Genomic DNA, 275 nt, shown 5'->3' on the forward strand with positions numbered 1-275 from the left:
ACTGATTACAAGTCAGTTGCTCTACCAATTGAGCTACAACGGCGCAGGCTTAAAAGATCATTCATTTGTAGAGCTTTGATGCTCCATGAAAACACGATTTTACTGAAAGTAAAATGGTGCCGTCGAGAGGACTTGAACCCCCAACCTACTGATTACGATTCAGTTGCTCTACCAATTGAGCTACGGCGGCATAGTGGATGTCCGATCATTCGACGAATGATTTGGTTGCGGGGGCAGGATTTGAACCTGCGGCCTTCGGGTTATGAGCCCGACGA

Annotated in this window: 1 tRNA gene; it reads right to left on the bottom strand. The window is 47.3% G+C overall.

Annotated features, from left to right (window positions below):
• Positions 1-114: 114 nt before the first annotated feature.
• Positions 115-190 (bottom strand) — tRNA-Thr (locus KP806_RS27480).
• Positions 191-275: the final 85 nt, after the last annotated feature.

The organism is Paenibacillus vietnamensis (assembly GCF_020169515.1).
In the GTDB taxonomy this organism is placed as follows: Bacteria; Bacillota; Bacilli; order Paenibacillales; family Paenibacillaceae; genus Pristimantibacillus; species Pristimantibacillus vietnamensis.